27 protein-coding genes are annotated in these 26,840 nt (G+C 61.5%); 21 read left to right on the plus strand and 6 right to left on the minus strand.

The genetic code is table 11. The annotated features are described in order from the left end of the window. Positions 1-22 precede the first annotated feature (22 nt). From rpsE to map, 6 genes are all read left to right on the plus strand, one after another. The gene (gene rpsE / locus IV500_RS11515) at positions 23-742 is read left to right on the plus strand and encodes a 30S ribosomal protein S5 (RefSeq protein WP_196396956.1); all 720 of its coding nucleotides are present in this window, start codon (positions 23-25) and stop codon (positions 740-742) included. Continuing rightward, a complete protein-coding gene (gene rpmD, locus IV500_RS11520; protein WP_196396957.1) occupies positions 742-954 on the plus strand; it encodes a 50S ribosomal protein L30 in 213 nt (70 codons plus the stop codon). The genes rpsE and rpmD overlap by 1 nt, the downstream gene beginning before the upstream one ends. A 26-nt stretch (positions 955-980) precedes the next feature. Continuing rightward, positions 981-1,469, plus strand: coding sequence for a 50S ribosomal protein L15 (gene rplO, locus IV500_RS11525; RefSeq protein ID WP_196397008.1), 489 nt, complete (start codon positions 981-983; stop codon positions 1,467-1,469). A 214-nt stretch (positions 1,470-1,683) separates the two neighbouring features. After that, positions 1,684-3,009 carry a preprotein translocase subunit SecY gene (gene secY, locus IV500_RS11530; RefSeq protein ID WP_196396958.1) on the plus strand — a complete coding sequence of 442 codons (1,326 nt, stop codon included), beginning with the start codon at positions 1,684-1,686 and terminating at the stop codon, positions 3,007-3,009. Next, positions 3,006-3,584, plus strand: a complete 579-nt coding sequence (locus IV500_RS11535; protein WP_230854845.1) for an adenylate kinase — start codon at positions 3,006-3,008, stop codon at positions 3,582-3,584. The genes secY and IV500_RS11535 overlap by 4 nt, the downstream gene beginning before the upstream one ends. 85 nt (positions 3,585-3,669) lie before the next feature. Then, positions 3,670-4,512, plus strand: coding sequence for a type I methionyl aminopeptidase (gene map / locus IV500_RS11540; protein ID WP_196396959.1), 843 nt, complete (start codon positions 3,670-3,672; stop codon positions 4,510-4,512). A 170-nt stretch (positions 4,513-4,682) separates the two neighbouring features. Here map and IV500_RS11545 read toward each other — a convergent pair whose 3' ends face one another. The 3 genes from IV500_RS11545 to IV500_RS11555 form a co-directional block, all read right to left on the minus strand. Further along, a complete protein-coding gene (locus IV500_RS11545; RefSeq protein ID WP_196396960.1) occupies positions 4,683-6,047 on the minus strand; it encodes an ABC transporter substrate-binding protein in 1,365 nt (454 codons plus the stop codon). Between the two features lie 63 nt (positions 6,048-6,110). Next, complete coding sequence (locus tag IV500_RS11550) at positions 6,111-6,995, minus strand: carbohydrate ABC transporter permease (RefSeq protein WP_196396961.1); 885 nt, start codon at positions 6,993-6,995, stop codon at positions 6,111-6,113. Continuing rightward, positions 6,992-7,933, minus strand: coding sequence for a carbohydrate ABC transporter permease (locus IV500_RS11555; protein ID WP_196397010.1), 942 nt, complete (start codon positions 7,931-7,933; stop codon positions 6,992-6,994). The genes IV500_RS11550 and IV500_RS11555 overlap by 4 nt, the downstream gene beginning before the upstream one ends. Positions 7,934-8,462: 529 nt before the next feature. On the opposite strand from IV500_RS11555, the gene infA reads away from it, so the two are divergent. The 10 genes from infA (at position 8,463) to glmM (ending at position 15,527) form a co-directional block, all read left to right on the plus strand. Then, positions 8,463-8,684: a translation initiation factor IF-1 gene (gene infA / locus IV500_RS11560; protein WP_009358723.1), complete on the plus strand. Its 222-nt coding sequence runs from the start codon at positions 8,463-8,465 to the stop codon at positions 8,682-8,684. Positions 8,685-8,714: 30 nt separating this feature from the next. Further along, positions 8,715-8,828, plus strand: a complete 114-nt coding sequence (gene rpmJ, locus IV500_RS11565; protein WP_009358722.1) for a 50S ribosomal protein L36 — start codon at positions 8,715-8,717, stop codon at positions 8,826-8,828. A 176-nt stretch (positions 8,829-9,004) separates the two neighbouring features. Next, positions 9,005-9,382 carry a 30S ribosomal protein S13 gene (gene rpsM / locus IV500_RS11570; RefSeq protein ID WP_196396962.1) on the plus strand — a complete coding sequence of 126 codons (378 nt, stop codon included), beginning with the start codon at positions 9,005-9,007 and terminating at the stop codon, positions 9,380-9,382. A gap of 51 nt (positions 9,383-9,433) precedes the next feature. Beyond that, entirely contained in the window at positions 9,434-9,835 is a 402-nt protein-coding gene (gene rpsK / locus IV500_RS11575; protein ID WP_018773682.1) for a 30S ribosomal protein S11, read from the plus strand. Positions 9,836-9,987: 152 nt separating this feature from the next. After that, positions 9,988-10,998 carry a DNA-directed RNA polymerase subunit alpha gene (locus IV500_RS11580; RefSeq protein WP_196396963.1) on the plus strand — a complete coding sequence of 337 codons (1,011 nt, stop codon included), beginning with the start codon at positions 9,988-9,990 and terminating at the stop codon, positions 10,996-10,998. An 82-nt stretch (positions 10,999-11,080) separates the two neighbouring features. Further along, positions 11,081-11,677 (plus strand): 50S ribosomal protein L17, encoded by a 597-nt coding sequence (gene rplQ, locus IV500_RS11585; protein WP_196396964.1) that lies wholly within the window; start codon positions 11,081-11,083, stop codon positions 11,675-11,677. 50 nt (positions 11,678-11,727) lie between these two features. Further along, positions 11,728-12,618, plus strand: a complete 891-nt coding sequence (locus IV500_RS11590) for a tRNA pseudouridine synthase A (RefSeq protein WP_196396965.1) — start codon at positions 11,728-11,730, stop codon at positions 12,616-12,618. A 316-nt stretch (positions 12,619-12,934) separates the two neighbouring features. After that, entirely contained in the window at positions 12,935-13,378 is a 444-nt protein-coding gene (gene rplM / locus IV500_RS11595; RefSeq protein ID WP_196396966.1) for a 50S ribosomal protein L13, read from the plus strand. Between the two features lie 38 nt (positions 13,379-13,416). Continuing rightward, complete coding sequence (rpsI, locus tag IV500_RS11600) at positions 13,417-13,932, plus strand: 30S ribosomal protein S9 (protein WP_196396967.1); 516 nt, start codon at positions 13,417-13,419, stop codon at positions 13,930-13,932. Positions 13,933-14,174: 242 nt separating this feature from the next. Next, on the plus strand, positions 14,175-15,527 hold the full coding sequence (gene glmM / locus IV500_RS11605) for a phosphoglucosamine mutase (RefSeq protein ID WP_196396968.1): 1,353 nt from the start codon (positions 14,175-14,177) through the stop codon (positions 15,525-15,527). Between the two features lie 71 nt (positions 15,528-15,598). Here the strand turns inward: glmM and mscL are convergent, their stop codons facing one another. From mscL to coaA, 3 genes are read right to left on the minus strand one after another with little or no spacing between them, the layout of a single operon-like run. After that, positions 15,599-15,982: a large conductance mechanosensitive channel protein MscL gene (gene mscL / locus IV500_RS11610; protein ID WP_196396969.1), complete on the minus strand. Its 384-nt coding sequence runs from the start codon at positions 15,980-15,982 to the stop codon at positions 15,599-15,601. Positions 15,983-16,007: 25 nt separating this feature from the next. Then, entirely contained in the window at positions 16,008-16,922 is a 915-nt protein-coding gene (locus tag IV500_RS11615; RefSeq protein ID WP_196396970.1) for a M15 family metallopeptidase, read from the minus strand. Between the two features lie 3 nt (positions 16,923-16,925). Further along, on the minus strand, positions 16,926-17,894 hold the full coding sequence (gene coaA / locus IV500_RS11620) for a type I pantothenate kinase (RefSeq protein WP_196396971.1): 969 nt from the start codon (positions 17,892-17,894) through the stop codon (positions 16,926-16,928). 99 nt (positions 17,895-17,993) lie between these two features. On the opposite strand from coaA, the gene glmS reads away from it, so the two are divergent. From glmS to treY, 5 genes are all read left to right on the plus strand, one after another. Continuing rightward, positions 17,994-19,898 carry a glutamine--fructose-6-phosphate transaminase (isomerizing) gene (gene glmS / locus IV500_RS11625; RefSeq protein ID WP_196396972.1) on the plus strand — a complete coding sequence of 635 codons (1,905 nt, stop codon included), beginning with the start codon at positions 17,994-17,996 and terminating at the stop codon, positions 19,896-19,898. Between the two features lie 81 nt (positions 19,899-19,979). Continuing rightward, complete coding sequence (locus IV500_RS11630; protein ID WP_196396973.1) at positions 19,980-20,327, plus strand: holo-ACP synthase; 348 nt, start codon at positions 19,980-19,982, stop codon at positions 20,325-20,327. A gap of 1 nt (position 20,328) precedes the next feature. Further along, positions 20,329-22,005, plus strand: a complete 1,677-nt coding sequence (locus IV500_RS11635; RefSeq protein WP_196396974.1) for an NAD(P)H-hydrate dehydratase — start codon at positions 20,329-20,331, stop codon at positions 22,003-22,005. 76 nt (positions 22,006-22,081) lie between these two features. Beyond that, the gene (gene glgX / locus IV500_RS11640; RefSeq protein ID WP_196396975.1) at positions 22,082-24,274 is read left to right on the plus strand and encodes a glycogen debranching protein GlgX; all 2,193 of its coding nucleotides are present in this window, start codon (positions 22,082-22,084) and stop codon (positions 24,272-24,274) included. A gap of 78 nt (positions 24,275-24,352) precedes the next feature. Beyond that, on the plus strand, positions 24,353-26,803 hold the full coding sequence (gene treY, locus IV500_RS11645) for a malto-oligosyltrehalose synthase (protein WP_196396976.1): 2,451 nt from the start codon (positions 24,353-24,355) through the stop codon (positions 26,801-26,803). Positions 26,804-26,840: the final 37 nt, after the last annotated feature.

Genomic DNA, 26,840 nt, shown 5'->3' on the forward strand with positions numbered 1-26,840 from the left:
AAACATCAACAAGGAGAACACTGTGTCTGAGACAAGTGCCGAAGGCACAACAGCCGCAGCAGCCACCGGAGCCGCAGGCACTGCCTCGGCGACGACGGCGTCGACCGATGCAGGTCGTGGCGCAAGCCGCGGCGGCGAGCGTGGCGGCCGTGAAGGTGGCCGTGGCGGCCGTGAAGGTGGCCGTGGCGGCCGTGACGGCGGTCGGGGCCGCGAGGCCGAGAAGAACCAGTTTGTCGAGCGCGTTGTAAATATCAACCGTGTTGCCAAGGTGGTCAAGGGTGGTCGTCGCTTCAGCTTCACCGCTCTGGTGGTTGTCGGAGACGGCAACGGCATGGTTGGTGTCGGCTACGGCAAGGCCAAGGAAGTTCCCGCAGCCATTGCCAAGGGAGTGGAGGAAGCCAAGAAGACTTTCTTCCGCGTTCCGCGCATTGGTGGGACCATTCCCCACCAGGTCCAGGGCGAGGCTGCTGCAGGCGTTGTCCTGCTGCGTCCGGCTTCTCCGGGTACCGGTGTTATTGCCGGTGGACCGGTTCGTGCCATCCTGGAGTGCGTGGGTATCCACGATGTCCTCTCCAAGTCGCTGGGGTCAACAAATGCGATCAACATTGTTCACGCAACTGTTGCTGCGCTGAAGGCCCTCGAAGAACCGGCTGCTGTTGCGGCTCGCCGTGGCCTGCCGCTGGATGAAGTTGTCCCGCCGGCTTTGCTGCGCGCCATGCAGAATCAGAAGGTGGGTGCGTGATGACGACACCGAAGAGGATCCAGGTTTCCGACGCGAAGCTGGAAATCACTCAGACCAAGTCCACCATTGGTGGCAAGCAGAACCAGAAGGATACGCTGCGTTCACTGGGCCTTAAGCACATCGGCGACTCTGTTGTCCGAACCGCTGACGCCGTGACAGTTGGCATGATCAATACGGTTCCGCACCTGGTGAAGGTTGAGGAGGCGAAGTAATTATGGCTACAGAGAAGAATCCTGAAATGGGTGCCGGAAACGGGACTGACCAGAACGGGACAGCCCGGAACGGGACAGCCCTGAAGGTCCATCACCTGCGTCCCGCCCCCGGTGCCAAAACCGCCAAGACCCGAGTTGGTCGTGGTGAAGGTTCTAAGGGTAAGACTGCCGGCCGTGGTACCAAGGGTACAAAGGCCCGCTACCAGATCAAGGCCGGATTTGCCGGCGGCCAGTTGCCGCTGCATATGCGTCTGCCGAAGCTTCGTGGCTTCAAAAATCCGTTCCGGGTCGAGTACCAGGTTGTCAATCTGGATCGGATCTCGGAGCTTTTCCCCGACGGCGGCACCATCACCGTGTCGGATCTGGTGGAGAAGGGTGCGGTTCGTAAGAATCAGCCTGTTAAGGTGCTCGGCACCGGTGACATCACCGTCAAGGTAGATATCACCGTCGATGCATACTCGGCCAGCGCGAAAGAAAAGATCGCTGCCACCGGCGGAAGCACGACGGAACTCTAAAGTACCGCAGTGCTACGCAGCGCAGACTAGACTCTTGGTGGGCGGGACGTGTTCCTGCCCGCCAAGAGTTTTCAGTATCACAAGAGTTTTTGAGTATCATCGATAGTTTTACGCCGCCCGTCGGTTCACTGACGGCATGGGCACCCATTAGAATCGGTTGTTGGGCCTGAAATAGCCGGACCCCGTCTCAACCTACTAGTCTTCAGGAGGACGCTTGCTTACCGCATTTGGCCGCGCCTTTCGCACGCCTGATCTGCGACGCAAGTTGTTGTTCACGCTGGGAATGATCGCTATCTTCCGCCTGGGTGCATTCGTCCCCTCGCCCGGCGTGAACTACCGCAATGTCCAGGCCTGCCTGAACAGCGCCGACACTAATCAAGGCATCTACCAGCTGGTGAATCTCTTCAGCGGTGGTGCCTTGCTTCAGGTATCCATCTTTGCCTTGGGTATCATGCCCTACATCACCGCCAGCATCATCGTCCAGCTGCTTCGGGTGGTGATACCTCGCTTCCAGGAACTCCACCTTGAGGGAGCCCAGGGACAGGGCACGCTAACGCAGTACACGCGGTACCTCACAATAGCTTTGGGCCTGTTGAATGCCACCACATTGGTGACCTTGGCGCGTTCCGGGCAGCTGCTGGGTAATTGCGGCGCAGCAGGTACTCCGAACGCAATCATCCCCGATGACTCTCTGATAACCACCCTCCTGCTCGTCATCACGCTCACCGCCGGTACGGGTCTGATCATGTGGATGGGCGAGCTCATCACGGAAAAGGGGGTGGGCAACGGAATGTCGCTGCTCATCTTCATCGCCATCGCGGCCCGCTTCCCCACCTCGCTGGGCGCCATCATCAAAACAAAGGGCTGGGGCGTCTTCCTGATGGTCCTGGTGATCGGTCTGGTAGTCGTCGCTCTGGTTGTTTTCGTTGAACAGTCGCAGCGGCGCGTGCCGGTGCAGTACGCCAAGCGAATGATCGGCCGGCGCACAATGGGCGGCACCAGCACCTACATCCCGATCAAAGTCAATATGGCCGGTGTTATTCCGGTGATCTTTGCCTCCTCGATGCTGTACCTACCGTCGCTGATTGCACAGTTCGCCACGCCCAAGGACGGCAGCCAACCAGCCGGCTGGGTCACCTGGGTCACGACCAACCTGACCAAGGGGGATCATCCCCTGTATATGGCGATTTATTTCTTCCTGATTGTCTTCTTTACCTACTTCTATGTCGCGATCACCTTCAACCCCGAAGAAGTGTCCGACAACATGAAGAAGTACGGCGGGTTCATTCCCGGCATCCGGGCAGGAAAGCCGACTCAGGATTATCTGCAGTACGTCATTTCCCGCATCACCATGCCCGGAGCCATCTATCTGGGCTTCGTGGCCTTGATTCCGCTCATTGCCCTGGTCCTGATTCAGGCGAACCAGGACTTCCCGTTCGGCGGCACCTCGTTGTTGATCATTGTCGGTGTGGGGCTGGAAACGGTCAAGCAAATCGATGCGCAGCTTCAACAACGCCACTACGAAGGGTTATTGCGATGACGAGAATGTTGATTATCGGGCCGCCCGGATCCGGCAAAGGCACCCAGGCAGAACGCATTTCCGCCCGGCTTGGCGTGGTGGCCATCTCCACCGGTGACATCTTCCGTGCCAATGTCAAGGGCGAGACACCGTTGGGTCTGGAAGCGAAGCAATATATGGACAACGGGGACTTCGTGCCGGACAGCGTCACGAACAAGATGGTGCGCGACCGGCTGCTGCAGGACGATGCGGCAGAAGGCTTCCTGTTGGACGGCTATCCACGAACGACAGCCCAGGTCGATGAGCTGCACGACATTTTGGCCGAGACCGAGTCCAAGCTTGACGTCGTGCTGCAGTTGACGGCCGACGATGACGAATTAGTTAAGCGCTTACGGGGCCGTGCGCTGGAAGCCGGTCGCAGCGATGACAACACCGCCGTGATCCGGCACCGTCTGGACCTTTATCACGAGCAGACGGAAGCCGTCGTCGCCCGCTACGCTGAGCGGGGCATCCTGACCAAGGTTGACGGCATTGGAGCCATCGACGAGGTCACTAACCGCGTCATGGATGCTATTGAGGTAGCCAGGACAACGTAGGTTTTGCGCCGCAATGAACGGTCAAAGGCTCCTCCCATCCGGGGGAGCCTTTGGCCGTTCGAATCATTCTGGAAGGAACATCGTCATGGCATTTGGCCAGCAGCGAATCGAATATAAGACCAATGCGCAGATGCGCAGTATGGCCGAGGCCGGAGCCGTTCTGAACCGTGCCCTGGGTAAGGTGCTGGCCAGCGCCGCCGCCGGGGTGACGACGAAGGAGCTGGACGAGGTATTCGCCGGGGTGCTCAAAGAGAACGGGGCCACGTCCAATTTCCTTGGCTATCACGGGTTTCCGGCGACCGTCTGCACGTCCGTCAATGAAGAGGTGGTCCATGGGATCCCCTCCGGACGCTCCCTCCGCGACGGTGATGTCCTTTCAATAGACGGTGGGGCGATCGTCGGCGGCTGGCATTCGGATTCGGCGCGGACCATGATAGTCGGCGGGGCGGCCGCAGCCGATCCCGCGGATCAGCGCCTGTCGGACGTCACCGAAGAGTCGATGTGGCGGGGGATCGCCGCCGTGGCGACTGGAAAGTTCGTTGGCGATATCGGCGCGGCCATTGACGACTATGTCAGTAATGTCCCCGGTGCTCAGTTGGGGATCTTGGAGGACTATGTCGGCCACGGGATCGGCAGCCAGATGCACATGGCACCCGACGTGCTGAACTACCGGACCAGCCAGCGCGGACCCCGGCTGCGGCCGGGACTATGCCTGGCTATTGAGCCAATGCTGGTGCGTGGTTCTCTGCAGACAGACGTTCTCCCGGACGACTGGACCGTCGTTACCACAGACGGTGCCCGGGCCGCGCATTGGGAGCACTCCGTGGCGATCCACGACGGTGGCATCTGGGTGCTCAGCGCGGACGACGGCGGCGCGTCACGGCTTGAGCCGTTGGGTGTCATCCCCGTGCCCGTCCCCGCCGCATAAAACGCTGTGCTGCATAGAACACGGTGCTGCATAGAACACTGAGCTGCATAGGACACCGTGCTGCATATGGCCGGTGCTGCACAGCGGGCGCACTGCTGGCTTAATCCGAGGTGCCCGCGATGGGAACGATTCAAGTAGAACCGTCGCATCGCGGGCACCTCGGATGTGCGTCAGGACTTGAGCTTGGGCTTGACGTCCTTGTTGTAGATACCCTCCAGCGTTGCCGACAAAGCGGTCATGGTCGCCTTGACATCGGCCTTTTCGTTCATGAATTTAGCGGCTGCTTTCGCCATTTCCTGATCCGCCCCGGGGAGGAAGACCCGGGCATAGTCCTGGCTCTTCGTAACCTTGAGCTGGTCCAGAGCTACCTGGATTTCCGGAGTTTTGCTGATCACCGAGCTCATATCGGCGGTCGTTCGTACCGGCATGTAGCCTGTCGCTGCGGAGAACTGTGCGGTGTTGGCGGCATTCGTCATGAACGAAACAAACATGGCCGAGGCGAGCTGGCGCTCGGGCGATGTCTTTTTGGCAATCACCAAACCGGCGCCACCGGTAGGGCATACCGGCGAAGTGGAAACCGGGCCACCCGGGAGGAAACCAACACCGATGTTCATGTTCTTGGCCTTGGCGGCCTTGATCGTCCCGACCAGATCTCCGGTGGAGCTGACCGTGGAGCTGACCGCTCCGGCCGTCATATCGGAGACGGCGTCCTTGGAGGACACGCCCGCCCAGCCGTCCTTGACGATGGTGTCCTGGACCCACTGCAGGGCCTTCACCGTGGCGTCCGAGTCAGCGGTGATGTCCCACTCCTTGGACCAGCCGCCGCCGTAGCCCCAGAGGACGTTCTGCAGCGTCCATCCTGCATAGCCGGCCAGAGCCGGATACTGATACGCGTTGGCGTACCCCGGCTGTCCGGCGTTCGCGGCCTTAATCTTCGGGGCCCACTGGGCAAACTCCTCCCAGCTTTTGGGGGCCCGGTCCGGGACGCCGGCAGCCTTGAAGTGGTCCTTGTTGTAGTAGAACAGTGGCGTGGACCGGGCATATGGAACGGCCCAGTGCGCATTGTCGTATTTATAATCGTCGTAAAGCGTGGTGTTGTAATCGCTGGTCTTATCATTGACGGCTTTGAGGATCTCATCCACCGGCACGATCGTCGAGGACAGGCTGTACCGGAACCACCACACATCTGAAGCAACGACGACGTCGGGGACGTTATTGCCGGCCTGCGCGGTCTGGAACTTCTGCGCGACCTCTTCGTAGTTACTTCCGCCGGTGATCAGGTCCACCTTGATATCCGGGTTCGCACTCTGGAACGCATCGATCAGCGTCTGTTCGATCGGCTGGGAAGTGCCGGGGTGGCTGGACATGAAGGAGATTTTGGCTGCCGGCTTGACCTTGGACCAGTCGGTTGCCGCCGCGGCAGTTGCTCCCGAGCCGCCGCTGGTGCTCGGACCGCTGCAGGCCGCCAGGGCGGTTGCGCCGAGACCTAGTCCGGAAAGAGCCATGAAACGCCGTCGATCAAATTGTGCTGACATACCGTGTTGCCTTTCGATTGATGCGAGAGGATAAAAACAGATGCAAGGTGCGGGAACTGCCGGTCAGCCGGTCACGGAGCCTTGGGTGAGCCCGGCGACAATGTAGCGCTGCAGGGCCGCGAAAATAATCAGAATGGGTACTATTACGATTACTGCGCCTGCCATCAGGATGCCCCACGCTTGGCTGCCGCTGTCACTATTGGACAGCAGGGTCAGCCCAACGGGCAGCGTCATCATGTTCGGATTGTCAACGATGATCAGCGGCCAAATGTAGTCATTCCATTCGGTCACTATGGTCACCAAGGCGACGGTTGCGATGGTCGGCACCGAAATGGGGAACACGATCCGCCACAGACGGCGCCAGTGATTGGCGCCGTCGATCTCTGCCGACTCCAAAATTGAGACCGGCAACGTCATAAAATGCTGGCGGAGTAAGAAGGTGCCGAAAGCGGTGCCGAGTCCGGGGAGAATAATGCCCCAGTAAGTGTTCAGGCCCCCCATGCCGGCGATCAGTACGTAGTTGGGCAGTACCGACACCTGCGGTGGAACCATCAATGCCACGAGGATCAGCAGGAAGATGGCCCTTCTGAACGGGAAACGGACAAAGACCAGTGCATAGGCCGTCACGATGGCCAGGAAACACTTGATGATGGAGGCAATGGTGGTGACAATGACGCTGTTGAGAAAGAACCGGGCAAAGGGGACCGAGGTGGCGGCGTCCACGTAGTTTTGCATCGTCGGATGCTGGGGCAGGATCGTCAGCTGGGTTGTGACGATCTCACCCGGGGATTTCAGCGACGAGATGATCATCCACGCCAGCGGCAGGAACACCACGAGAGTGGCAGCGACCAGCGGGACATAACCGCCCAGAATGGTCTGCGTTATGTTCTTCCAGGACAGCGGACGCTGACGTTGCGCCGGGATCATCGCGGCGGTTGAGGTGCTCATGAATAGTGGACCTTTCGCTCAACGAACCGCAGTTGGGCCCCGGTCAGCAGCAGCAGCAGGACGAACAAGACAACGGAAATAGCAGCGGAGTATCCAGCCCGGTTGTATGTGCTGAAGGCCTGCAGATACGACTCGAAGATCAGCGTATTGGTTCCGTTACCGGTACGTGTCATGATCCGAATGATATCGAAAGCCTGGAGCGAACTGAGCAGGCTGGTGATGAGAATGAAAAACGTCGTGGGGGAGAGCAACGGCAGCGTTATGGACATAAAGCGGCGGAAACTTCCGGCGCCGTCCAACGAAGCCGCTTCCATCAGGTCCTTGGGCATGGACTGCAGCCCGGCGAGGTAAATGACGGCACAGTAACCAAGGTTCTTCCAGACATAAACGATGATGACCATCACCAAAGCCAGCTTGGGATCGTTGATCCATTGCGGGCTCGACGCTCCGAAGCCGCGCAGTATCCAGGACAGGACGCCGTAGACCGGATCGAAAATAAACAGCCAGACAAGTCCGACGCCGACCCCGGAGAGAACGTAGGGGGCAAAGACGGCAGACCGGGCAAAGCCTTGGCCCTTGACTTTGGCGTTGAGGGCGATGGCGACCAATAAGCCAAGGAACATGGCGCCGCCGACGGTTGCGATGGTGAATATAGCCGTAATGCCCAGCACCGTGGACGCATCCGATGACGTGAAGAATTCCACGTAATTGCCCCACCCAACAGCTGTGGCCACCGACGACCCAAGTGTCCAGTCCAGAGTGGAGTAATACATGTTGGCAAACAAGGGCCGGTAGGTGAAGAAGGCAATCAGGACAATGTTCGGCAAGGCGAGTGCCAGAAAAACCCAAGCTTCCCGCTTGGCCCGGGGCGTCCAGTACTTGCCTGCGGTTCTTCTCCGGCTGCCGTTTCGGGCCGCGCCGGACTTGGGCGGTTTCATCCGGCCCCGTCTCCCTGCGCCCGGGCCGGGCCGCGCGCCCTGATCCGGGCCGCCGTCGTCGCCCTCGTCCATCGCCTCAGTCGCCGCATGCGCACTGCTTGCATCCAGCCAGCTCATTGAACCTCTCCTCTGACCGGTCGTCCCCGGTGCGTTGTAGTCTCGGCCAACTTCAGCACACAAATAAGCACACAAATAACCAATACCGGCCGCTGTTGGCGGCTTAACCTGAAAGTGGGTCATCGACACGTGCTGATAAGCGGACGGTAACTGACGGTAACCGCCATTGGCAGGTTCCACAAGTGATGGCCCCGGCGCGGCCAGGCGGAGCCGGATTTAACTTTAAGCCCTGCTATGACGTACAGTGGCTTGTTGGTTGTCTTAGCCCTTGCGCGCCTTCTCCCGTAACAGGGAGGGTGTATCCAGCGGCTGTCGGTACGGCCAAAAACACCAAATCAGTAGTAAACCTAGCCCCCTGCCGGGATTTTTACCAGATCTGCCGGCAAGGGGGCCAAACCAGTTAGCGGAGGATATGGCCAAGAAAGACGGGGTCATTGAGATCGAGGGCGTTGTGACCGAGGCTCTGCCTAACGCGATGTTTCGCGTTGAGTTGACCAACAAGCACATCGTTCTTGCCCATATCTCAGGAAAAATGCGCCAGCACTACATCCGTATCCTTCCTGAGGACCGAGTAGTGGTGGAGCTGAGCCCTTACGACCTCACCCGGGGTCGTATTGTCTACCGCTACAAATAACCACGACTGCACAACACGCAAAGGAATGCCATGAAGGTCAAGCCGAGCGTCAAGCAGATCTGCGAAAAGTGCAAGGTGATTCGCCGTAACGGTCGAGTCATGGTGATCTGCGAGAACCCGCGCCACAAGCAGCGTCAGGGCTGATTCTTCCCTACCGGAAGATCCTGACTCCGCTCACGTAAGTAAATAAAAGGCAGCACAAGCCGATCCATTCCGGAGCGATCCGGAAGAGTCGGCGGACCCCCGGTCGGAGGCCGGGGCCACACGCAATGTGTGGGTGTACTGCTTAGGACCTCCGGTTTACACAAGGAGCAGCCGATATGGCACGTCTCGCTGGCGTAGACCTTCCCCGCGAAAAGCGGTTGGAAGTAGCGCTTACATACATCTACGGCGTGGGCAAGACCCGTGCACACAAGACCCTGGCTGACACCGGGATCTCTCCCGATGTCCGCGTCAAGGACCTGTCCGACGCTGAAATGGTTCAGCTTCGCGACTACATCGAGGGTAACTACAAGGTTGAAGGTGACCTTCGCCGCGAGGTGGCCGCAGATATCCGCCGCAAGGTGGAAATCGGCAGCTACCAGGGGATCCGCCATCGTCGCGGTATGCCCGTCCACGGTCAGCGTACGAAAACCAACGCTCGTACCCGCAAGGGACCAAAGCGCACCGTGGCCGGCAAGAAGAAGGCCGCACGTTAACAACCTTGCGTTGACAACGTGCTTCACAAATAACTTTCTGTAGGAGAAAAAATGCCCCCGAAGACTCGCGGTGCGGTTCGCAAGCCGCGCAAGAAGGACAAAAAGAATATCGCGCTTGGTCAGGCGCACATCAAGAGCACGTTCAACAACACCATCGTCTCCATCACGGATCCCAATGGGGCCGTCATTTCCTGGGCTTCCTCCGGCGAGGTTGGATTCAAGGGTTCACGCAAGTCCACGCCGTTCGCGGCGCAGATGGCTGCCGAAGCTGCAGCCAAGCGCGCCCAGGAGCACGGCATGCGCAAGGTTGACGTTTTCGTAAAGGGTCCGGGATCCGGACGCGAGACTGCAATCCGTTCACTGCAGGCCGCTGGCCTTGAGGTTGGCTCCATCCAGGATGTCACCCCCAGCGCCCATAACGGCTGCCGTCCGCCCAAGCGCCGCCGCGTCTAAGCCGTGACGCCCGAGTTGGCCCGCCCCAGCTGCCCGATTGCGTATCGGTGCGGACCGGGACGGGCCAACTCACCGGGCGTTAAGACGTAGACCGCCTTTTCCACCACCTGTGTTGCGTCATATAGCGGATGCTCGCTGAAAGGAAACCCCCAGTGCTCATTGCACAGCGCCCCACCCTGTCTGAAGAAGTAGTCTCCGAGAACCGGTCCCGTTTCGTTATTGAACCGTTGGAGCCCGGCTTCGGATACACCCTTGGAAATTCCCTCCGCCGTACCCTGTTGTCCTCCATCCCGGGAGCCGCTGTCACCAGCATCCGGATCGATGGCGTACTCCACGAATTCACCACGGTCCCCGGGGTCAAGGAAGATGTCACCGAGATCATCTTGAACATCAAGAATCTTTCGGTTTCCTCTGAGCACGACGAGCCCGTCGTGGCTTACCTGCGCAAGCAGGGACCCGGCGTCGTCACAGCTGCGGACATTGCTCCGCCGGCAGGCGTCGAATTCCACAATCCCGATCTGCATATCGCGACCCTAAACTCGAAGGGTAAGTTCGAGCTTGAGCTGACCATCGAGCGTGGCCGCGGCTATGTCTCGGCAGCCCAGAACAAGTCCGGTGACTCGGAAATTGGCCGGATTCCGGTCGATTCCATCTACTCGCCGGTCCTGAAGGTGACATTCCGCGTGGAAGCCACCCGCGTGGAGCAGCGCACCGACTTCGACCGCCTTGTCGTTGATGTGGAAACAAAGCAGGCGATCGCCCCCCGCGATGCCATTGCCTCCGCCGGCACAACGCTCGTTGAGCTGTTCGGCTTGGCCCGCGAACTCAATACCGCAGCAGAAGGTATCGAGATCGGACCGTCCCCGACGGATGCGGCGCTGGCTGCAGATATGGCGTTGCCGATCGAGGATCTTGACCTGACGGTCCGTTCCTATAATTGCCTCAAGCGTGAGGGCATCCACGCCGTGGGTGAACTCGTTGCCCGCTCCGAGGCGGACCTGATGGACATTCGGAACTTCGGTGCCAAGTCCATTGACGAGGTCAAGGCAAAGCTTGTTGAGCTCGGTCTGTCCCTGAAGGATTCCCCTCCAGGGTTCGATCTTGCAGCACGTGCCGCAGCCCTCGATGAGAATGACGACGCGTTCGGCGACGACGAACTCTAAAGACGAACTTACTTCGGCTGCCCGGTCCCCCCGCAGAGTTCTGCTACCCGACCGGTACGCCAACACTTGAGGAGAAAACACCATGCCTACCCCCACTAAGGGTCCGCGCCTCGGAGGCAGCGCTGCACACCAGCGGCTGATGCTGGCGAATCTGGCCGCAGCCCTGTTTGAGCACAAGCGCATTACCACCACGGAGACCAAGGCCAAGCGCCTGAAGCCCTACGCTGAGCGTCTGGTCACTTTCGCCAAGCGTGGAGACCTGTCTTCGCGCCGCCGCGTCATGGGCCTGATCAGCGACAAGGGCATTGTCCATGAGCTGTTCACGGACATTGCCAAGGCAGTCGAGAACCGCGACGGCGGCTACACCCGCATCACCAAGATCGGTCCGCGCAAGGGCGACAATGCTCCGATGGCCGTTATTGAACTGGTGCTGGAGCCGGTCAGCGCCAAGCAGGCCGTTGTAGCCGAAGCTCAGCGGTCGACCCAGACCGCAGCCCCGGCTGTTGAGGCTGACACTGCTGTTGAGGCTGACACTGCTGTTGAGGCTGACACTGCTGTTGAGGCTGACACTGCTGTTGAGGCTGACACTGCTGTTGAGGCTGACACTGCTGTTGAGACGGAAACCGTCGAGGCTTCCGCCAAGGACGAATCCGCTGCTAAGGCCGCAGACGAGAAGTAGACGTTTCTTGCGATTTCGGTCCTGCCGTATCTGCCAAGCAGCGTAAAACCATGACTGATCAAGAGCCCGCTGCCCCCGTTCGAGGGGGTGGCGGGCTCTTGCGCGTCCGGCTGGAGGTAAGTTACGACGGCGGCCCGTTCAGCGGGTGGGGTGTCCAGCCTGGTCTGCGGACCGTCCAAGGCACCGTGGAGGAGGCGCTTGGGATGTTAATTAGGCGCCCGATCAGGATCGCCGTCGCCGGGCGTACCGATGCCGGCGTACATGCCCGCGGACAAGTAGCGCACTGCGATCTGACACCGGTGGAATGGGCCGGTGTACTGCGCGGTCAGGACCGGGACCCCGCAGCTGCGCTGCTGCGGCGGCTGCGCGGTGCCCTGAGCAAGGTACTTGCAGGCCTTGCCGGGGCGGTTGAAATTCATGCCGTCGCTCTGGCCCCGGCGGGCTTTGACGCACGTTTTTCAGCCCTTTGGCGCCGGTATAGCTATCGAATAGCGGACACCGAACGGCAGTGGGACCCGCTGCTGCGCCACAGCACGCTGTGGTATCAGAAGGCGCTGGACGTGGATCGGATGAATACGGCGGCACGGCCGCTCTTGGGGATCCAGGATTTCAGGTCCTACTGCAAGCCACGGGATGGAGCGACGACCCGACGGGAGCTGCAGCGCTTTGAGTTCCGCCGCGGTGCGGACGGCCTCATCACCGTAACCGTTCAGGCGGATGCATTCTGCCATAATATGGTGCGGTCGCTGGTCGGAGCGGCTGTGCAGGTGGGTGAGGGTCTTGAGGAACCGGGCTGGCTCCATGAACGGCTTCTGGTGAAGGCCCGGGACGCCAAGTCCAGACTGGCACCGCCGCACCCCTTAATTCTCGAAGAAGTCCGCTATCCCGAAGCCGCCGATGTGCAGGCCCGACAGGAACTTACCCGCGCAAGGCGTGCCTGAGCACGCCGGGAGCGTGGCGCCGACGGGGCGGCCGGCAAAATGGGTCCGGTACGTAGTCTTGATGGTGTCCAGTTCGTGCTGGCTTTGACCTGAGCGGGCAAGTCGCGGTATCGTTGATAGTCGTTGTGCGTGTCCTTTCTCGATACCGCACGCCTGTCTGAAGACCCTGTTGCATGGGTCGCTATTGGGCAGGCGGGAATCGGGACGCAAGGATTACTGGTTTCATAGAGCCCTCACCTCTGTTCCGGTCGCGCATAGATAGCAGGCGTAACCGACTTTTATCGCCACCCAAGAACAAGAAACGAAGGCAAAAACCGTGCGTACGTACACCCCGAAGCCCGGCGACATCAAGCGCCAGTGGCTTGTCATTGACGCCACCGACATTGTCCTAGGACGTCTTGCCAGCCAGACCGCCATTTTGCTGCGCGGCAAGCACAAGGCGACCTTTGCGTCCCACATGGACATGGGCGATTTCGTCATCATCATCAACGCCGAGAAGGTCGCCCTCACCGGCGCGAAGCTCGAGCAGAAGCGCGCTTACCGCCACTCGGGTTACCCGGGCGGCCTGTCCAGCGTTAACTACGCGGAGCTGCTGGAGAAGAACCCGGTCCGCGCTGTTGAAAAAGCCATTCGCGGCATGCTTCCGAAGAATTCCCTGGCAGCTCAGCAATTGGGCAAGCTCAAGGTCTACAAGGGCGCCGAGCACCCGCACGCTGCACAGCAGCCCACAACCTACGAAATCACTCAGGTCGCCCAGTAGTTCTGGCCCTCACCCAACATATTTAGTCAAGGAGAATTGTGGCTCAGAATACTGAAGAGCTAAATACCGAGGCCGCTCCGGCTGAGGAAGCAGTACCAACCAGCTATACGTCCGAAAGTGCGCCGGCGTCCGACGCTGCTCCGAAGACGGAGCGCCCGGCCCTGACGGTTCCCGGCGCTGCCGTCGGTCGCCGCAAGCAGGCAATTGCCCGCGTGCGCGTGGTCCCCGGGACCGGCAAGTGGATCGTCAACGGCCGTGAACTCGATGACTATTTCCCGAACAAGCTGCACCAGCAGGAAGTCAACGAGCCGTTCCGCATCTTGGACCTGGACGGCGCATACGACGTCATGGCCCGCATCCACGGCGGTGGCCCCTCCGGCCAGGCCGGCGCTCTGCGTCTTGGGGTCGCTCGTTCATTGAACGGGATCGACGAAGAAAACAACCGCGCCATCTTGAAGAAGGCAGGCTTCCTGACTCGTGACGCACGCGTCATCGAGCGCAAGAAGGCCGGTCTGAAGAAGGCCCGCAAGGCCGGACAGTACTCCAAGCGCTAAATACTGTATTTACCGTTTGGCTCCACAAGCGTTGGATACCGTGGTCCTTGAAAGGCCAGTCGCAGGGCGACTGGCCTTTCGGGTCCCGTACGCGGTATTTACCGCATGGCTCCACAAGCGTTGAATACCGTGTTCCTTGAAAGGCCAGTCGCAGGGCGACTGGCCTTTTGCATGCTCATTAGGGGGTTTCGGGAGGCGCTTCTGACCCTCCGCGGCCCAGCTATCGATTAGACTAGGCTGCGATGTCTAGATTATTTGGAACCGACGGTGTCCGGGGGCTGGCCAACGGCCTGCTCACAGCGGAACTGGCGCTATCGCTGGCGCAGGCCGCTGCGGTGGTCCTGGGCCATGAGCGAATGGCAGAGGGGCAGCGGCCCCGCGCAGTAATTGCCCGGGATCCGCGGGCCAGCGGAGAGTTCATTGGTGCTGCCGTCGAGGCCGGGCTGGCCAGCGCCGGCATAGACGTCTTCGACGCCGGGGTGTTGCCGACGCCGGCACTGGCGTTCCTGATTGCCGACCTCAGGGCAGACTTCGGTGTGATGATCTCCGCATCGCATAACCCGGCGCCGGATAACGGGATAAAATTCTTTGCCCGCGGCGGCCAAAAGCTCGATGACGAGCTTGAGGACGCTATCGAGTCCCAGTTGACCCGGGAAATTTTCCGCCCCGTCGGTGTGGGTGTGGGGCGAATCCAGCGATTCGCTGACGCGGAAGACCGATATGTGGTTCACCTGCTATCGACATTGCCCAACCGTCTCGATGGACTGCGGGTGGTGCTGGACTGCGCCAACGGTGCGGCCAGTGGCTGCTCTCCGGAGGTGTTCAAGAGCGCCGGGGCCGAGGTGTTCGTCATTGGGGCGGAACCGGACGGCCTGAACATCAACGACGGTGTCGGCTCCACTCACCTTGAGCAGTTGCAGGCGGCCGTTCTGAAGTATGGTGCGGACCTGGGCATAGCGCACGACGGCGACGCCGACAGGTGTCTTGCCGTTGACCACGAGGGTTCCATCGTGGATGGTGACCAGATAATGGCGGTCCTGGCTGTCGCTTTGAAGAGCGCCGGTCAGCTCAAGGATAATGTCCTGGTGGCCACCGTGATGAGCAACCTTGGACTGAAGATAGCCCTCAACGAGGCCGGGATCACCATCCGGGAAACGGCCGTGGGGGACCGTTACGTTTTGGAGGGCATGCGGGAGGGCGGCTTCACTCTTGGTGGTGAACAATCCGGGCATGTGATTTTTGCCGACTATGCGACCACGGGGGACGGCGTCCTAACGGGGCTCCAGCTTGCGGCTCAGGTGGCCCGGACCGGGCGCAGTCTGAAGGACCTGGCGACCGTTATGACGAAGCTGCCGCAGTTGATGATCAACGTTAAGGGCGTGGATAAACAGCGGGCGCGCACCGATGAGGGCGTCACGGAAGCAGTGGCGCAGGCCCAGCTGGAGCTCGGCCGCTCGGGACGTGTCCTGCTGCGTCCGTCGGGGACCGAGGCTTTGGTCCGGGTAATGGTGGAAGCCGGCGACATGGTGACGGCAACGCGGATCTGCACCGACCTTGCCGCCGTCGTCGAATCCCGTCTCGCATTGCAGCTCTGAGCGGGCGGAACAGACGCAAAAGGGCAGAATCCCCAATGGGTTTTTTGCCCTTTCGGCGAAAACGCCGGCCCCTATTGCGTGCGGGACCGCAGCGAGTCGCGGATTTCCGTCAGCAGCTCAATCTGCGGATCGACCGCCGGCTGTTCTTCCTTGGTGTAAAGCCTGGCATTGCGGCGGGCGATGATGTGATTCATCGGTACGACGACAACGAAGTAGATCGCGGCTGCCACCAGAATAAAGTTGACGACGGCTGTAAGCAGGACGCCGAACCGTACGTCTCCCCACGCGAGGAAGTTGTCGAAGTTCATCACCCCGAAGATCTTTGCGATAAGCGGCATCAGGACGCTGTTGACGAGCGCGTTGACTACCGTGCCAAAGGAGGCCCCGATTACTACGGCGACGGCAAGGTCTACGACATTGCCCTTCATAATGAAATCCTTGAAGCCCATTAACATGTTCTGAAGTTACCGCAGAATGGCATTACAGATAGTCCGCCGCGGCTTCTACACCGAGAAATTCTTCATAACTGCTGAACCCCTGCGCCACAATGGCGGTGGCCAATTCCACGCCCAAGTACCGCAGATGCCAGGGCTCGGCATAAAAGCCGGTGACGCCGTCGTGCCCCAACTGGTATCGAACGATGAAGCCGAATAGGTGGCAGTTAGCCGCAGCCCATACTGCTGCCGGGGTAGCGGCAAAGCATGAATTGAGGCTGCAGAATCCGCTGGCGTCACCGATGTCCAGGGCGAGGCCTGTTTGATGCTCCGAATATCCGGCCCTGGCGGATTTGGTATCCGCGTCAGCACGGCCGGTCTGCGCAGCGTATCCGCCGTACAACCCCACTTGCGTGTCATAGGAGCGGTAACTGCTCAGCAGCGTCATGGCAGCTCCTGCCGCCCCGGCGGCCTCGAACATGCGTGCTGCGGCCGCTGCGGCCTCGGTCCTGAGCAGAGCCGACTCTCCGCCGCCGCCGGGAGGCAGAGCTGGACGTACAAGGTCCGGTGGCTCGTATGACAGGGGATGCAGCGGGAGGTGTTTATTGACCAATACCCAAGGGCTGTTCGGATCGGATAACGAATACTTTGTCTTCAGGGCATGGACGGGGGAACCCGGAGACGGAACGGGGCCAGGGCCGGGAGGAGCCCACGGTTCGGCCGGAGAAACAGGTGCGACGGCGGCACCAACGTCGGAAGTGGCGTCGAGTGGAGCACTGTCGGCGGCCGGACCTGCCGCCGTCGTCCCTTGCACCCCCGCCACCGGGCGCGGCGACGATCCGGATCCGGCCGTGTTGGACGGTGTGGGCTTAGCGGGGGCAGTGCAGGCCGCGAAGATGGCCACAGCGGCACCGCCGACGAGGTACTTTGCCACCGTGCGGCGGCCGGGCAGCGAGGGCATGGCCTAGGTCTTCCGCAGCAGCATTCGGCGGATCGAATGATCAGCATCTTTGGTGAGTACTAATTGCGCGCGGCCGCGGGTCGGCAGGACGTTCTGCGTGAGATTGGGCTCATTAATCCGCTTCCAGATATCCACCGCAGTCGTTACGGCCTCGGCATCGGAGAGATCGGCATAACGGCGGAAATAAGACGCGGGGTCCGCAAAGGCGGAGGACCGGAGGGACCTGAAGCGATCCACATACCATTGCTCGATGTACGGGGTTTTGGCGTCCACGAAAATGGAAAAGTCGAAGAAGTCGCTGACCGCAAGGCCCGACCGGCCGTCCAACCGCGGACGCGCCGGCGCCAGGACATTCAACCCTTCGACGATCAGCACATCGGGGCGGCGCACCACGACCTCCTTGCCCGGCACGATGTCGTAGGTCAGATGGGAGTACCAAGGGGCGCGCACTTCCTCGGCGCCGCTCTTGACCTCGCTGACGAAGCGCAGCAGAGCCCGCTGGTCGTAGGACTCCGGAAAGCCCTTGCGCTGCATGAGTCCACGACGTTCCAGCTCGGCGTTCGGATGAAGGAACCCGTCGGTGGTGACCAACTCCACGTCAGGAGTGTCCGGCCAGCGGCGGAGCATCTCGCGCAGCACGCGGGCCGTGGTGGATTTGCCGACGGCAACAGAACCGGCGACGCCTATGACGAAAGGGGTGCGACGGACTTTTTCGCCCAGGAAAGTAGTTGTCGCGGCGTGCAGTTGTCCCGCAGCGGCCACATATAAGTTGAGCAGGCGGGAGAGCGGGAGGTAGACCTCGCGGATCTCTTTCATATTCAACTGATCACCGAGCCCGCGCAGCCGCTGAACGTCCGCCTCATTGAGCGGCTGTTCAATCTCGTTGGAGAGCCGCGACCATGTTTGGCGGTCGAGTTCGACGAAGGGGGAGACGCCATCGTTGCCGCTGGACTCGTTCCGTTGCAAAGTCACCTAAGAGATTCTGCCTTGTGTGAGCGTCAATGCGGAAATAGGACCCGGACGCATAACATCCTACGTCCCTTCTCCGAAGGTGCAGTTAGGCTTGAGGACATGTGTGGAATTGTAGGATATGCAGGCCGATCAGGTTTTATCGATGGGGCAAGTGCGACGCGCAACGATGCTCTGAAAGTGATTCTGGAGGGACTGCGCCGGCTGGAATACCGCGGTTATGATTCGGCCGGTATCGCCGTGGTTGCTGAGGGGCGGATCGCATCGCGGAAGAAGTCCGGGAAATTGGCGAATCTATTAGCCGTTCTGGAGGATAGCCCGCTCCCGGCTGCCGTTACCGGTATCGGCCACACGCGCTGGGCCACGCATGGTGGCCCTACGGACCAGAACGCCCACCCACACCTCGCCGACGGCGGCAGGCTTGCGTTGATCCATAACGGCATTATCGAGAACTTTGCCGAGCTAAAGGCCGATTTGCTGCATAAGGGCCATCTCTTCATCTCGGAGACGGACACCGAAGTAGCAGCCGTTCTCCTCGCCGACACTTATCGGGACGTTCTCGCCGCCGGAGGCGCCGCCTCGGACGCGCTGTCTGTGGCCATGCAGCGCACCTGCCAGCGGCTGGAAGGGGCCTTCACCCTCTTGGCTGTACACGCAGATCAGCCGGACTCCGTCGTCGCCGCACGGCGTAACTCTCCCCTCGTCGTCGGACTCGGGGACGGCGAGAACTTCCTCGGATCCGACGTGTCCGGGTTCATTGATTACACTCGTCGTGCCGTTGAGCTGGGGCAGGACCAAATCGTCACCATCACGTCTGAAACAGTTGATATCACCGATTTCTACGGCGCGCCGGCTGTGGGCAAGGAATACCATGTTGACTGGGATGCGGCGGCCGCCGAAAAGGATGGCTACCCGTCCTTTATGGAAAAAGAGATCCACGACCAGCCTGACGCCGTGGGGCAGACGCTGCTCGGGCGCTCGGACGAGCACGGACGGTTGACGCTGGATGAAATCCGGATTGATCCGACACTGCTCAAGACGGTCAATAAGATTATTGTGCTGGCGTGCGGGACATCTGCTTACGCCGGCCAAGTGGCGAAATATGCGATCGAGCACTGGTGCCGCATTCCGACCGAGGTGGAGCTCAGCCACGAATTCCGTTACCGTGACCCGATCGTGGATGACAAGACGCTGATCGTGTCGATCTCGCAGTCCGGCGAAACCATGGATACGTTGATGGCGGTCCGCTATGCCCGCGAGCAAGGGGCAATGACCGTCGCCATCTGCAACACAAACGGCTCCACCATCCCGCGGGAGTCTGACGCAGTGCTATACACCCATGCCGGGCCGGAGATCGCGGTGGCGTCCACCAAGGCATTCCTGGCCCAGATAACCGCGGCCTATTTGCTGGGGCTTTATTTGGCACAGCTGCGCGGTAACAAGTTCCAAGGTGAGATCAAGGACATCCTTGCTGATCTGGCCAAGACTCCGGCCAAGATCCAGGAGATTCTCGACAATGCAGGACAGATAAAAGAACTGGCCCGTTCCATGGCCGATACTAAGACGGTGCTGTTTCTGGGCCGGCATGTGGGTTTCCCGGTAGCAATGGAGGGCGCACTCAAGCTCAAGGAACTGGCCTATATCCACGCCGAGGGATTCGCTGCCGGAGAACTCAAGCACGGACCGATTGCCCTGATCGAAGAAGGACTGCCCGTGGTGGTAGTGGTTCCGTCTCCGCGCGGGCGGGATTCGCTGCACGCCAAAGTTGTATCCAATATCCAGGAGATCCGGGCCCGTGGAGCCAAGACGATTGTTATTGCGGAGGCCGGGGATGAAGCGGTCAGGGCTTACGCCGAGCACGTCTTCTACATTCCGGAGATTCCTCCGCTGCTGGCGCCGCTGCTGACCACAGTTCCATTGCAGCTGTTTGCCTGCGAGCTGGCCACGGCGAAGGGCTTTGATGTGGACCAGCCGCGCAACTTGGCCAAGTCCGTCACCGTCGAGTAGGCCCCTGGGCCGTTAGCGCCCAACGTCCTCCCCGGACTCGCTGCGCTCGTTCGGGGCCCCTCGGCCGTTAGGCTGGGGGGCATGATCATTGGGATAGGCGTGGACGTTGTGGATGTGAAGCGGTTCGGCCGCCAATTGGAGCGCACACCGGGGCTGCGCGAGCGGTTGTTTGTGCCGGCGGAGCGGACGCTTAACACCCGCTCGCTGGCCGCTCGATTTGCTGCCAAGGAAGCGGTGGCCAAGGTCCTGGGGGCTCCGGCCGGGATGAATTGGCAGGACTGCTGGATCGGGCTCGATGAGCAGGGCCCCACCATTCAGATCAAGGACACGGTGGCGGCAGTCGCTGCGGCGAAGGGCGTCAAACGCTGGCACCTATCGATGAGCCATGACGCCGGTATTTCCACCGCCATGGTTATCGCCGAGGGTTAGCATGCAGCGCGCCTTCAGCGGAACCGGCATCCGTGCATCTGAAGAACCGTTGCTGCGCGCCGGGCAGGGTCCTGTTTTGATGCAACGGGCCGCGCACGGTTTGGCCACCGAAGTGGCACGGTTGCTGGCGGAGCAACGGGGCCGGGTGTACGGGGCGCGCATTGTGCTGCTGGCCGGACCCGGCAACAACGGCGGTGATGCCCTCTACGCCGCAGCCTCCTTGGTGCGCCGCGGAGTACGGGCGACGGCGGTCCTGAGTCCGGCGGGAACCCATGAGCAGGCGCTGGAGGCGTTCCGGCGGGCAGGCGGGCGAACGTGTACTTTGGCGCCGGAGGCGGACGCGGTGCCGAAAGCTGACGCGGATACCGGAAGTGGCCTGACTGATGGCGACGGGAACCGGACTTATGCGGCTATCCCCGAACAGGATTGGCTCGCGGAGGCGGCCGCGGCGGACGTGCTCATTGACGCGATCCTTGGTACCGGTGCGCACGGCGGTCTCCGGGCCCCCTGGGCCGCTGCCGTGCGTGCGCTGCAGCAGAACGCGGCAGCTGGGAAACCGGACGCGTTGGTAAAATCCCGCGCACCGCTTATTGTGGCCTGTGATCTGCCCAGCGGGGTAGACGCCAACACCGGTGAGCTGCATGAACCGGTATTACGCGCTGCGCTCACTGTTACCTTCGGTGCGGCCAAGACGGGCCTGCTCGTGCCGCCGGGGGAGGGTGCCGCCGGCCGACTGCAAGTGATCGACATTGGGCTCAGTGACGGCCTTGAGGACCCGGTGTTGCGCCGGCTAGACGCGACAGATTTGGCGTTGCTGCTGCCGTCGCCCGGCAGGGATGACCAGAAGTACACGCGTGGTGTGCTTGGTGTAGTGGCGGGCTCCGGACAATATCCCGGGGCGGCGCAACTCAGTTGCGCTGGTGCTCTTGCCTGCGGTGTGGGAATGATCCGCTACCTGGGGCCGGAGTCCGTGGGCGCATTGATTCACACATCGAGTCCGGAGGTAGTCTGCAGCCAGGGATCCGTGGACGAGAACCATGTGCAGGCCTGGCTTGTCGGTCCGGGCATCGGCAATGCAGACGGGAGCGAGGCGAAGCAACAACTGCAACGCTGCAGGGATGCCTACGATTCGGGACTGCCCATGGTGGCGGATGCGGGCGCTCTGACGGTATTTCCCGCACGAAGCTCCGCACGAATGATCCCGCATGTCATTCTGACTCCACACGCTGGAGAACTGGCACAGCTGTTCCAGCGTTTGGACCGGGACGTGAGCCGAACGCAGATCGAAGCGAACGGGATGCGCTACGCGGTGGAAGCCGCGAAGCTCACCGGTGCGACCGTCCTGCTCAAGGGGGCCACCACGCTGGTGGCATCGCCGCACGGCACCGTTTTCAGCCAGAGTGAAGGAACACCGTGGTTGGCCACGGCCGGCAGCGGCGACACTTTGGCGGGAATCATCGGGGCCTTACTGGCAGCACTGGCTGCGCAGACGGCCCGCTTTAGCTCCGTCGGTATCGCGGCTGAGGACCGGTGGGCTGCCATCGCCGCTGCCGGCGCCAGCCTGCACGGTCGCGCCGGTGTCCTGGCAGCAGCAGGTGGTCCGCTGCACGCCACGGCGCTGGCAACGGCGGTGCCCGAGGTATGGCGCAACCTGCAGGCACCGGGACCGGTAATCTAAGGGGTGGAATACGCTAAGTTTGCTTAGCCTATGAAAGAGTCAAGAACACAAGTTTGACCGACGTTTGGGAGTACAGATGGAAGTTTGGCCGGGAAACGCCTACCCGCTGGGAGCCACCTTTGATGGCAACGGCACCAATTTCGCGTTGTTCAGCGATATTGCCGACTCCATTCAACTGTGTCTATTTGACGACGACGGCACGCAGACCTGCGTCGATGTCACCGAGGTGGACGGCTACGTCTGGCACTGCTATCTGCCGCAGATCCAACCGGGGCAGAAATACGGCTACCGGGTTACGGGCCCGTACAACCCTGAGCAGGGCCAGCGCTGCAACCCGAACAAATTGCTGCTGGATCCCTACGCCAAGGCCGTGTCGGGGCAAATCGACTGGGAGCCGGCGCTCTTTTCCTATAATTTAGGGGACCCGGATTCGCGCAATGACGAGGATTCCGCCCCGCACATGATGCTCGGCGTCGTGATAAATCCCTTCTTCGACTGGGATGGCGACCGCTCGCCGCGCACGCCCTACCACCGTTCGGTTATTTATGAAGCACACGTCAAGGGACTGACGCAGCTGCATCCGGAGATTCCCGAGGAGCAGCGCGGCACCTATGCCGGGATCGCCCATCCCGTGGTGATTGAACACCTGCAGAAGCTTGGCATCACGGCCATCGAGCTGATGCCCGTTCACCAGTTCGTGCAGGACAGCACGCTGCTGGACCAGGGGCTGAAGAACTACTGGGGCTACAACACCATTGGCTTCTTTGCCCCGCACAATGAATACGGCTCCACCGGTGATCTGGGCCAGCAGGTGCAGGATTTCAAGGCCATGGTGCGGGCGCTGCACCTGGCCGGCATCGAGGTGATCCTTGACGTGGTCTACAACCACACCGCTGAGGGCAACCACCTGGGCCCCACGCTGTCCTTCCGCGGCATCGACAACGCCGCGTACTACCGTCTGATGGATAACGACGAAAAGCATTACATGGACTACACCGGCACGGGCAATTCGCTCAATGTGCGCAACCCGCACGCCCTGCAGCTGCTGATGGATTCGCTGCGGTACTGGGTCACCGAAATGCATGTCGATGGCTTCCGGTTCGATCTGGCATCAACGCTGGCCCGTGAATTCTACGACGTGGATAAGCTGTCCACGTTCTTCGAGCTCATCCAGCAGGATCCGGTGGTCTCGCAGGTTAAACTCATTGCCGAGCCGTGGGACATTGGTCCCGGCGGCTACCAGGTGGGCAATTTCCCGCCGCAGTGGACGGAGTGGAACGGCAAGTACCGGGACACCGTCCGCGACTTCTGGCGCGGGGAACCTGCCACGCTGGGGGAGTTTGCCTCCAGGCTGACCGGCTCCGCCGATCTGTACGAAAACGACGGACGCCGCCCGGTGGCATCGATCAACTTTGTAACCGCCCACGACGGCTTCACCATCGCCGACCTTGTCTCCTATAACGAAAAGCACAACGAGGCCAACGGCGAGGACAATAACGACGGCGAATCCCACAACCGCTCATGGAACTGCGGAGTGGAGGGTCCCACCGAGGATCCGGAGGTGCTGGCACTGCGCGCCCGCCAGCAGCGGAACTTCATTGCCACCCTGCTGCTCTCACAGGGCGTCCCGATGCTGCTGCACGGAGATGAGATGGGCCGCAGCAAGCAGGGCAATAACAACACCTACTGCCAGGACTCCGAGCTCAGCTGGATCCACTGGGATTCCATGGATTCTCCGCTGGTGGAGTTCACCGCGGCCGTCAACCGGCTCCGTGCTGACCATCCCACCTTCCGGCGCAGCCGCTTCTTCGATGGCCGGCCGGTCCTTCGGGGCGAAGGCGAGGCCCTCCCGGACATCGTTTGGCTGAACGCGGACGGCAGGGAGATGAAGCCGGAAGACTGGGACACCGGGCTGGACCGTACAGTGGGCGTTTTCTACAACGGGAACGCCATCAGCGGCATTGACACCCGTGGGCGGCAGATTACGGATGTGAATTTCCTGCTGTACTTCAACGCCAATGTTGACCCGGTGGACCTGACCCTGCCGGTTGGCGACTACGCGGAGAAGTGGGAGGTGGTCATTGACACGGCAGGAGAGCATGCCGAAGACGCCGTGACGCTCGACGGCGGCGCGAAGCTGACGATCTCGGCCAAGACGATGATGGTGCTGCGGGCATACTCGGCTCCGGAGGAGGGACCTGACCACTCGGTGGCCGCTTCGCTGGCAGACCGGGTCAGCACCGCCGCCGAAGTGGCGGCCGAAGGCTGACCTGCTCATCCGGCTCAGAAAACACCCGGCGCGGGTCCTATCCGGCGCAGCTCATACCCAGAATGGAGGGAACCGCAGATGTACACACCGGCTTCCACTTACAGGCTCCAGATCAGTTCGGGATTTACGCTCTGGGACGCGGCGGACCAGGTGGACTACCTGGCACGTCTTGGCGTGGGCTGGCTCTATCTTTCCCCGCTGCTTAAGGCGGAGGAAGGATCGGACCACGGGTACGACGTTGTCGATCCTTCGCTACTGGACCCGGCACGGGGAGGGGAAACGGCGTTGGCCGCCCTGGCGGACAAGGCACATGCGGCCGGCATGGGCATTCTGCTCGATATTGTGCCGAACCATATGGGCGTCGCCAGCCCGGAAGCGAACCCGTGGTGGTGGTCACTGCTTAAAGAGGGACGCGAATCCCGCTATGCCCAGGCCTTTGATGTCGATTGGGCAGCAGGCGGAGATCGGATCCTGCTGCCCGTGCTGGGCTCGGCATCGGACGTGGACGCCATCGAGGTGCATGGCGACGAGCTGCACTACTACGAGCACCGCTTTCCGCTCGCAGCCGGCAGCCGCGCGGCAGACTGGAAGCCGGAGAACGACGGCGGCAGAGAGTCCGGCGACTCCGGCGACGACGGCAACACGGGCGACGACGACAACAGTGTGCTGACCGGGGCGCAGGCGCTGGCCGTGTACGGGAGGCAGCACTATGAGCTGGTGGACTGGCGGCGCGCGGATCACGATTTGAACTACCGCCGGTTCTTCGCCGTGAACACACTGGCGGGTATTCGCGTCGAGGTTCCGTGGGTTTTCGACGAATCCCACGCACAGATCCTGCACTGCATCCAGCAGGGCTGGGTGGATGGTCTGCGGGTGGACCATCCCGACGGGCTGGCTGACCCGGGCGGTTACCTTCTGCGGCTCAAAGAGGCGACCGGCGGGGTGTATCTGCTGATCGAGAAGATTCTGGAACCCGGCGAGGCCCTGCCGGAGTCGCTGCCATGTGAGGGAACCACCGGATACGACGCCTTGGCGCAGCTGGACAGACTGTTTGTAGACCCGGACGGAGAGGGTCCGCTCACCGCGCTGGATGCCCGTCTGCGGGGGAGTGACTGCGACTATGCGGAGTTGATCCACGGAACCAAGCGCGCCGTGACGGACGGCATCCTGAATGCGGAGATCCGCCGGCTGGCCCGGCTGGTCCGGGCAGATGCTGCGGTTTCCGCGGATGCTGCGCACCCTGCGGGTACTGCCAAAACCGCGTCCCCCGCGGAAATTGCGGATGCGCTCGCAGAATTAATCAGCAACTTCGATGTCTACCGGACCTACCTGCCGGAGGGGGAGGAACACCTTCAGGCAGCGGCCATCCGGAGCCGGCAGCGCCGACCGGCCCTTGCCCATGCCCTGGATATTGTGCTGCCGCAGCTTCGCGGGACGGGAGAGTTGGCCGTTCGCTTCCAGCAGACATCCGGAATGGTGATGGCCAAGGGGGTTGAGGACTGCGCGTTCTATCGCTACACCCGGCTGACCTCGCTGACCGAGGTTGGAGCCGATCCGTCCGTGTGGTCCGTTAGCCCGGATGAGTTCCACAGCTTCATGGCAGCGCGGCAGGAGAGTGAACCGGCCACTATGAACACGCTCAGCACCCATGATACGAAACGCGGGGAAGACGCGCGGGCACGCATTTCGGTTCTCTCCGAGATCCCATCTGCCTGGGAAGAGCTCCTGGCGCGGTTGCGCGGGCTGGCCCCGCTGCCGGACGGTCCGCTGGAGAACCTGCTTTGGCAGGCGGTGATCGGTGCATGGCCGATCAGCCGGGACCGGCTGCAGGCTTATGCGCAGAAGGCCGCCAGGGAAGCGGGAAACTCAACGACCTGGACGGACCCTGACGAGGGGTTCGAGCGATCGCTGGCTGCACTGGTCGATGCGGTTTATGACAACGAGGAGATCTCCAAGCTGGTCGGTGATTTCGTCGCTCGGATCCGGCCGTACTTCCATGCGAACGCCGTCGGTGCAAAACTGCTCCAGCTGATGATCCCGGGTGTCCCGGATGTCTACCAGGGCAGTGAACTCGAGGAGCTCTCGCTGACCGATCCGGATAACCGCCGCCCGGTCGATTTTGCCCAACGACGGAGGCGGCTCGCTGCGCTGGATCAGTCGGCTGCCATCGATGTGCACACTGCCGGGACGGATACCGCGACCGCGAAGCTGCTGGTGACCTCGAGGGTGCTGCGGCTGCGTCGGGACCGGCCGGAGCTGTTCACCGGCTACACTCCGGTGCCCGCGCATGGGCCGGCAGCCGAGCACCTGCTGGCCTTTGATACCGGTGGTGCGATTGCCGTCGCCACCCGATTGTCGCGCAGACTCGATGACGACGGCGGCTGGCGGGGAACCGTCGTCGGCCTGCCATATCCGTGCACCGACCTGCTGACCGGACGCAGCTATCCGGCCACGGCAGTTCCGGTGCCGAACCTGCTGCGGGACTTTCCCGTCGCCCTGTTGGTTCGCACCACTGATTCGCACCAGTGATTCGGACCGCCACCCAAAAACAAGTAAGGACAGCCAC

Source organism: Arthrobacter terrae, from assembly GCF_015708085.1.
Classification (GTDB): Bacteria; Actinomycetota; Actinomycetes; order Actinomycetales; family Micrococcaceae; genus Arthrobacter_M; species Arthrobacter_M terrae.

What these genes read in the sequence shown, in the direction of transcription:
- rpmD (WP_196396957.1), top strand. Translation starts at nt 742, where the DNA reads ATGACGACACCGAAGAGGATCCAGGTTTCCGACGCGAAGCTGGAAATC.
- rplO (WP_196397008.1), top strand. Translation starts at nt 981, where the DNA reads ATGGGTGCCGGAAACGGGACTGACCAGAACGGGACAGCCCGGAACGGG.
- IV500_RS11535 (WP_230854845.1), top strand. Translation starts at nt 3,006, where the DNA reads ATGACGAGAATGTTGATTATCGGGCCGCCCGGATCCGGCAAAGGCACC.
- map (WP_196396959.1), top strand. Translation starts at nt 3,670, where the DNA reads ATGGCATTTGGCCAGCAGCGAATCGAATATAAGACCAATGCGCAGATG.
- IV500_RS11545 (WP_196396960.1), bottom strand. Translation starts at nt 6,047, where the DNA reads ATGTCAGCACAATTTGATCGACGGCGTTTCATGGCTCTTTCCGGACTA.
- IV500_RS11550 (WP_196396961.1), bottom strand. Translation starts at nt 6,995, where the DNA reads ATGAGCACCTCAACCGCCGCGATGATCCCGGCGCAACGTCAGCGTCCG.
- IV500_RS11555 (WP_196397010.1), bottom strand. Translation starts at nt 7,933, where the DNA reads ATGAAACCGCCCAAGTCCGGCGCGGCCCGAAACGGCAGCCGGAGAAGA.
- infA (WP_009358723.1), top strand. Translation starts at nt 8,463, where the DNA reads ATGGCCAAGAAAGACGGGGTCATTGAGATCGAGGGCGTTGTGACCGAG.
- rpmJ (WP_009358722.1), top strand. Translation starts at nt 8,715, where the DNA reads ATGAAGGTCAAGCCGAGCGTCAAGCAGATCTGCGAAAAGTGCAAGGTG.
- rpsM (WP_196396962.1), top strand. Translation starts at nt 9,005, where the DNA reads ATGGCACGTCTCGCTGGCGTAGACCTTCCCCGCGAAAAGCGGTTGGAA.
- rpsK (WP_018773682.1), top strand. Translation starts at nt 9,434, where the DNA reads ATGCCCCCGAAGACTCGCGGTGCGGTTCGCAAGCCGCGCAAGAAGGAC.
- rplQ (WP_196396964.1), top strand. Translation starts at nt 11,081, where the DNA reads ATGCCTACCCCCACTAAGGGTCCGCGCCTCGGAGGCAGCGCTGCACAC.
- IV500_RS11590 (WP_196396965.1), top strand. Translation starts at nt 11,728, where the DNA reads ATGACTGATCAAGAGCCCGCTGCCCCCGTTCGAGGGGGTGGCGGGCTC.
- glmM (WP_196396968.1), top strand. Translation starts at nt 14,175, where the DNA reads ATGTCTAGATTATTTGGAACCGACGGTGTCCGGGGGCTGGCCAACGGC.
- mscL (WP_196396969.1), bottom strand. Translation starts at nt 15,982, where the DNA reads ATGTTAATGGGCTTCAAGGATTTCATTATGAAGGGCAATGTCGTAGAC.
- IV500_RS11615 (WP_196396970.1), bottom strand. Translation starts at nt 16,922, where the DNA reads ATGCCCTCGCTGCCCGGCCGCCGCACGGTGGCAAAGTACCTCGTCGGC.
- glmS (WP_196396972.1), top strand. Translation starts at nt 17,994, where the DNA reads ATGTGTGGAATTGTAGGATATGCAGGCCGATCAGGTTTTATCGATGGG.
- IV500_RS11630 (WP_196396973.1), top strand. Translation starts at nt 19,980, where the DNA reads ATGATCATTGGGATAGGCGTGGACGTTGTGGATGTGAAGCGGTTCGGC.
- IV500_RS11635 (WP_196396974.1), top strand. Translation starts at nt 20,329, where the DNA reads ATGCAGCGCGCCTTCAGCGGAACCGGCATCCGTGCATCTGAAGAACCG.
- glgX (WP_196396975.1), top strand. Translation starts at nt 22,082, where the DNA reads ATGGAAGTTTGGCCGGGAAACGCCTACCCGCTGGGAGCCACCTTTGAT.
- treY (WP_196396976.1), top strand. Translation starts at nt 24,353, where the DNA reads ATGTACACACCGGCTTCCACTTACAGGCTCCAGATCAGTTCGGGATTT.